Source organism: Cellulomonas sp. P4_B5_2 (assembly GCF_056402235.1).
Genome location: NZ_JBFUHU010000256.1, coordinates 1 through 5,508 on the forward strand (window position 1 = coordinate 1; position 5,508 = coordinate 5,508).

6 protein-coding genes are annotated in these 5,508 nt (G+C 73.6%); all 6 read right to left on the reverse strand.

Annotated features, from left to right (window positions below):
* Positions 1–1,748 (reverse strand): phenylalanine--tRNA ligase subunit beta (pheT, locus tag AC1DUQ_RS16675; RefSeq protein WP_477074170.1); only part of this gene is annotated, 1,748 nt, incomplete at its 3' end.
* On the reverse strand, positions 1,748–2,791 hold the full coding sequence (pheS, locus tag AC1DUQ_RS16680) for a phenylalanine--tRNA ligase subunit alpha (RefSeq protein WP_477063110.1): 1,044 nt from the start codon (positions 2,789–2,791) through the stop codon (positions 1,748–1,750). The genes pheS and pheT, both read right to left, overlap by 1 nt.
* Positions 2,792–3,034: 243 nt before the next feature.
* Complete coding sequence (gene thpR / locus AC1DUQ_RS16685; protein WP_477074171.1) at positions 3,035–3,676, reverse strand: RNA 2',3'-cyclic phosphodiesterase; 642 nt, start codon at positions 3,674–3,676, stop codon at positions 3,035–3,037.
* Positions 3,673–4,497, reverse strand: coding sequence for a TrmH family RNA methyltransferase (locus AC1DUQ_RS16690; RefSeq protein WP_477074172.1), 825 nt, complete (start codon positions 4,495–4,497; stop codon positions 3,673–3,675). Before AC1DUQ_RS16690 ends, thpR begins: the two co-directional genes overlap by 4 nt.
* A 133-nt stretch (positions 4,498–4,630) precedes the next feature.
* Positions 4,631–5,014 carry a 50S ribosomal protein L20 gene (gene rplT / locus AC1DUQ_RS16695; protein WP_056093498.1) on the reverse strand — a complete coding sequence of 128 codons (384 nt, stop codon included), beginning with the start codon at positions 5,012–5,014 and terminating at the stop codon, positions 4,631–4,633.
* A gap of 63 nt (positions 5,015–5,077) precedes the next feature.
* Complete coding sequence (gene rpmI, locus AC1DUQ_RS16700) at positions 5,078–5,272, reverse strand: 50S ribosomal protein L35 (RefSeq protein ID WP_028046910.1); 195 nt, start codon at positions 5,270–5,272, stop codon at positions 5,078–5,080.
* Positions 5,273–5,508: the final 236 nt, after the last annotated feature.

The following is a 5,508-nucleotide window of genomic DNA, read 5'->3' on the forward strand; positions in this document are numbered from 1 at the left end:
GTGTCGAGCAGGGTGACCAGGAGGTTGGTCCGCAGGAGCGGCTGCTCGTCGGAGAGCGGGTTGACCAGCCGGACCGCGCGGCGGCGGTCGTCGTCGGCCGGGAGGCGCAGCGCGTCGAGCTGCTCGGTGCCCACGAACGGGTAGCTGAGCACCTCCACCAGCCCGGAGTCGGCCAGTGCCCGCGCGACAGAGCGACGTGTCCGCTGACCCGCCGTCAGCCCGGCACCCGGCGGCGCCGGCGGGACGATCGACGGGATCGCGTCGTACCCGCGCAGGCGGGCGACCTCCTCGACCAGGTCGACACCGACGAGCAGGTCGGGTCGCCAGGTCGGGGCCTGCACGCGCACGGTGCCCGGGGCGGCGTCGGAGACCTCGCACCCGATCGAGACCAGCGTCTCGCGCACCTCCTCGGCCGTGTACGGCACGCCGACGAGCCGGGCGGGCAGGTCCAGCGCGAGGTCGAACGGCGGAACGGGCACCCGTCGGTCGACGTCGGTGAGCTCCCCCGCCACACCCCCGCCGTACTCCACCAGCAGCGCGACCGCCCGCGCGACCGCGACGGGCGGCAGCTCGGGGTCGACGCCGCGCTCGAACCGCTTGGCGGCCTCACTGGGCAGCTTGTGCCGACGAGCGGTGCGCGCGACCGTGATCGGCTCGAAGTGCGCCGCCTCGATGAGCAGGTCGGTGGTCCCGACGCCCACCTCGGAGTCCCCGCCGCCCATGACCGCGGCGAGGCCGATGGGGCGCGAGCCCCACACACCCTCCGGGCTGTCGGTGATGAGCAGGTCCTCGGGGTCGAGTGCACGCTCGACGTCGTCGAGGGTCCGGATCTTCTCCCCCGGGGTCGCCCGACGCACGACGACGGGCTCGGCCAGCTGCGCCAGGTCGTACGCGTGCAGCGGCTGACCCAGGTCGAGCATCACGTAGTTCGTCACGTCGACGGCGAGGCTGATGGGCCGCATGCCCGCCTGCTGCAGCCGGCGCTGCATCCACGACGGCGTCGGGTCGTTCGCACGCACACCGCGGACGATCTGGGCGACGAACCGGTCGGCACCCGGGACGCCGTCGATCGGCGCCGCGTCGTCGATCTCGACCGCGAACCCGCCACCGGCGGGACGCTCGTCGCCCGTCGGCAGCCCGCGGTCCGTGAAGGTCGCACCCGTGGACAGGCCGTACTCGCGGGCGACGCCACGCATCGAGAAGCAGTAGCCGCGATCGGGCGTCACGTTGATCTCGAGCACCTCGTCGCCCAGGCCCAGGAGCTCGCGCGCGTCGGTGCCCACGGGAGCGTCCAGCCCGAGGGTGGAGAGCACGATGATCCCGGCGTGGTCGTCCCCGAGGCCGAGCTCGCGTGCCGAGCAGATCATGCCGTCGGACACGTGCCCGTACGTCTTGCGCGACGCGATGGCGAACGGCCCGGGCAGCACGGCGCCCGGCAGCGCGACGACCACCCGGTCGCCGACCGCGAAGTTGTGCGCGCCGCAGACGATGCCCCGAGGGGCGCCGCCGGGCTCGTTGTGCTCCGGGCCGACGTCCACCCGGCACCAGTTGATCGTCTTGCCGTTCTTCTGCGGCTCCGGCGTCAGCTCCACCACCTGGCCGACGACCAGCGGACCGGTCACGGCGGCGGCGTGGATGGCCTCCTCCTCGAGCCCGACGCGGACAAGGTCCGCCGCCAGCTGCTCGGCGGTCAGGCCCGCGGGGAGCTCGACGTGCTCGGCGAGCCACGTCAGGGGGATGCGCGGCATCAGATCTCCGTCCCGAACTGCGCGGAGAAGCGGATGTCGCCCTCCACCATGTCGTGCATGTCGGCGATGCCGTGGCGCAGCATCAGGGTGCGCTCGATGCCCATCCCGAACGCGAAGCCCGAGTAGACCTCCGGGTCGACCCCGCAGGCGCGGAGCACGTTCGGGTTGACCATCCCGCAGCCGCCCCACTCGATCCAGCCGGCCCCGCCCTTCTTCTGCGGGAACCAGAGGTCCATCTCCGCGCTCGGCTCGGTGAAGGGGAAGAACGACGGCCGCAGGCGCGTGCGGGCCTCAGGGCCGAAGATCGCCTGCGCGAAGTGGTCCAGCGTCCCCTTGAGGTGCGCCATGGTCAGGCCCTTGTCCACCGCGAGGCCCTCGACCTGGTGGAACACGGGCGTGTGCGTGGCGTCGAGCTCGTCCGTGCGGAACACCTTGCCGGGGCACGCGATGTACACCGGCAGGTCCCGCTCCAGCAGAGTGCGCGCCTGCACCGGCGACGTGTGCGTGCGCAGCACCAGACCTGGACTGTCCACGAAGAACGTGTCCTGCATCTGCCTGGCCGGGTGGTCCACGCCGAAGTTCAGCGCGTCGAAGTTGAACCACTCCGCCTCGAGCTCGGGGCCCTCGGCGATCTCCCAGCCCATCGAGACGAAGATGTCCGCGACGCGCTCGGACAGCGTCTCCAGCGGGTGCCGCGCGCCGCGCGGGTGCCGGTCGGTGGGGAGCGTGACGTCGACGGACTCCTCGACGAGGACGCGCTCGTCGCGCTCGGCCTCGAGCTGCGTCTGACGCTCGGCGAGGGCGCGCGCGAGACGGCCCTTGGCCTGGCCGAGCAGCTTGCCGGCGGTCGCCTTGTCGGACGGCGCGAGGCCGCCGATGGCACGGTTGGCGAGCGCGATCGGGCTGCGCTCGCCCACGTGCTCGAGGCGGGCGGTCTTCAGGGCGTCGAGGTCGGTCGCGGCCGCGAGGGCCTTGAGTGCGTCCTCGACGGCGGACTCGATGCCGGGGGCGTCGAGCGGGGACAGGGCGGTGTCGTCGGACATCCTGACCTTCCAGTGCAGGTTCTGGGCGGCCGGCACGGGGCACGGCCATGGCCAGGGCGCGAGAGCACCCGGCCGGCGGACAAGTCTAGAGGCGCCCGATCCGGGTCTGGGCGGCCTGTCCGGCGACGGACGGCCTGCTCAGGTGCGCGTCAGTGGCGCGGCCCGGGTACGGGCCCGGGAAATCGGCGACCACCGGCCGCCTGCGCACGCGCTGTCATGACGGCCATCCTGCCACGGCCCCGCCTATCGTCCGAGCGGAAACGTCTCGACGCGCTCGTACAGCGGTCCCCCACCGCGTCCCGCTCCCGGACGCGACGACACGAGCACCAGCTCGTCGACGATCCACCGCGGCCCCTCGTACACGGCGAGCGCGCGCACGAGGGCCGCAGCGACGTCCTCGTCGTCCATCGCCTGCGCGTCGGGCCGTGCGCCGGGCCGGTCCGGACGCGACGAGCGCCGGCGGGTCGGGCGGCTCCCCGGCCGGACCCGGCCGATGGTCAGGTGCGGGCGGTCGCGCGGCCGGTTGTCCAGCAGGCCGCCCGCCGACTCCCCCGCCTCGACGCAGCCTCGGGTGACGGCCCGCTGGGAGTCCAGGTCGCCCGCCACCCCCACCCACAGGGTCCGGTGCGAGAACACGCCGGCGCCTCGGAGCCCGAGCTCGTACGGCTCGACGCCGGTTGCGACCTCCGCGAGGTCCGCCACGAGCCCGGGCCGCGCCCCGTCCGGTAGCTCGCCGTAGAACGCGACGGTCAGGTGCCACGTCTCGCGGGCGGACCAGCGCACGGCCGACGAGAGGCCCGACGGCGCACCCCGCACGGAGGCGAGCGCCAGGTCCAGGTGGTCGAGGACGTCCTGCGGCGGCCACACGGCGGCGAACATCCTCATCGCTGCGCCCRCGAGCTCGCGTACAGGCAGACGGTCGCCGCGGTCGCGAGGTTGAGCGACTCGGCGCGGCCCCGGATCGGCACCCGCACGACGGCGTCGGCCAACGCCCGGTCCTCGTCGCGCAGGCCCCAGGCCTCGTTGCCGAACACCCACGCCGTCGGGCGCGACAGGTCCGGGACGCCGTCCTCCGCCGAGCCCGCGACGTCGAGCAGGTCGTCCAGGTCGAAGGTGCCCGCTCCGTCCGCGGCGAGCACCAGGAGGCCCGCCGCGCGCAGGTCGACGACCGTCGCCGCCAGGTCCGCGGCGGTCACCACGGGCAGGTGGAACAGCGAACCGGCCGTCGACCGGACGACCTTGGGGTTGTGCACGTCCACGCTCTGCTCGGTCAGCACCGCCGCATCGGCACCCGCGGCGTCGGCCGCCCGGATCACCGTGCCGGCATTGCCCGGGTCGCGGACGTGCGCGAGGACTGCGACCAGGCGCGGGGCACCCGCCAGCACCGACGCAAGGGTGTGCTCGAGGAGCGACGCCACCGCGACCACCTGCTGCCCGTCCGGGCTCATCGCGTCGAGCACCTCGGCTGTGCCCGTGTGCACCCGGATCCCCCGGTCGAGCGCCGCCGACACGATCTCGGGATACCGCTGCGCGGACGACCCGGTGACGTAGACGTCGTGCACGTCGGCAGCGAGCACGGCCTCGCGCACGGCCTGGGGCCCCTCCACCACGAACCGCCCGGCCCGCTGGCGCACGGAGCGTCCCGCCAGCGCCCGCACCGCCTTGACGCGCTCGGCCCGGGGGTTGGTCAGGATCTCGTCGGTCACGGGGACATCATGCCCGGGCACGACGAAGCCCCCGCGAACCAGTGACGGTTCCGGGGGCTCCGGGTGCTCCGAGCCGCCGCCCGGCCCCGCGGCGGCGGGGCGATCGGGCGGTCGGCTCAGCAGCGGACGAGGGTCACGCAGCCTTCGGCGCGTTGACGTCCTCGGGCAGGGCTGCCTTCGCGGCGTTGACGAGCGTCGCGAACGTCGCGGCGTCGTTCACGGCGAGGTCGGCCAGCACGCGGCGGTCCACCTCGATGCCGGCCAGCTTGAGGCCCTGGATGAGGCGGTTGTAGGTGAGACCCTGCTCGCGGGACGCCGCGTTGATGCGCTGGATCCACAGCTTGCGGAAGTCCTGCTTGCGCACCTTGCGGTCGCGGTACGCGTAGACGAGGGAGTGGGTGACCTGCTCCTTCGCCTTGCGGTACAGGCGCGAACGCTGGCCGCGGTAACCCGCAGCGCGCTCCAGGGTCGTACGGCGCTTCTTCTGGGCGTTGACCGCCCGCTTCACGCGTGCCACGTGATGCTCCTTGCTTGTCTCAGGCTCGGGCCGAGTGACCGGGGCGCAGCAGCGCCCCCGGGGTCACTTACCGAGCAGCTTCTTGATACGGGGGGCGTCGGCAGGGGAGACGACGAGGTCGCCGGCGATGCGGCGGGTGCGACGGCTCGACTTGTGCTCGAGCAGGTGGCGGCCGCCGGCCTGCTCACGCATGACCTTGCCGGTCCCGGTGACCCGGAAGCGCTTCTTGGCACCGGAGTGCGTCTTGTTCTTCGGCATGGCTGCCGTGTCTCCTTGTCCTTCACATCGCACGGGTTCGTACGACTCGTCTGGTGCGATCCGACCGGTGGGCCGGGCCGTCCGTTCGTGCTGGTTCAGCTGGCCTCTTCCGAGGCCGTCGTGCTGGTCTGTGCCTTCGCCGGACCGGGCCGCGGCGCGGGCCGCGGGGTTGCGGCCGGCTTCGGCGTGGCGGGCTTCGGCGTCGCCGCCTTCGGCTCGGCGGGTGTCGACGTGGC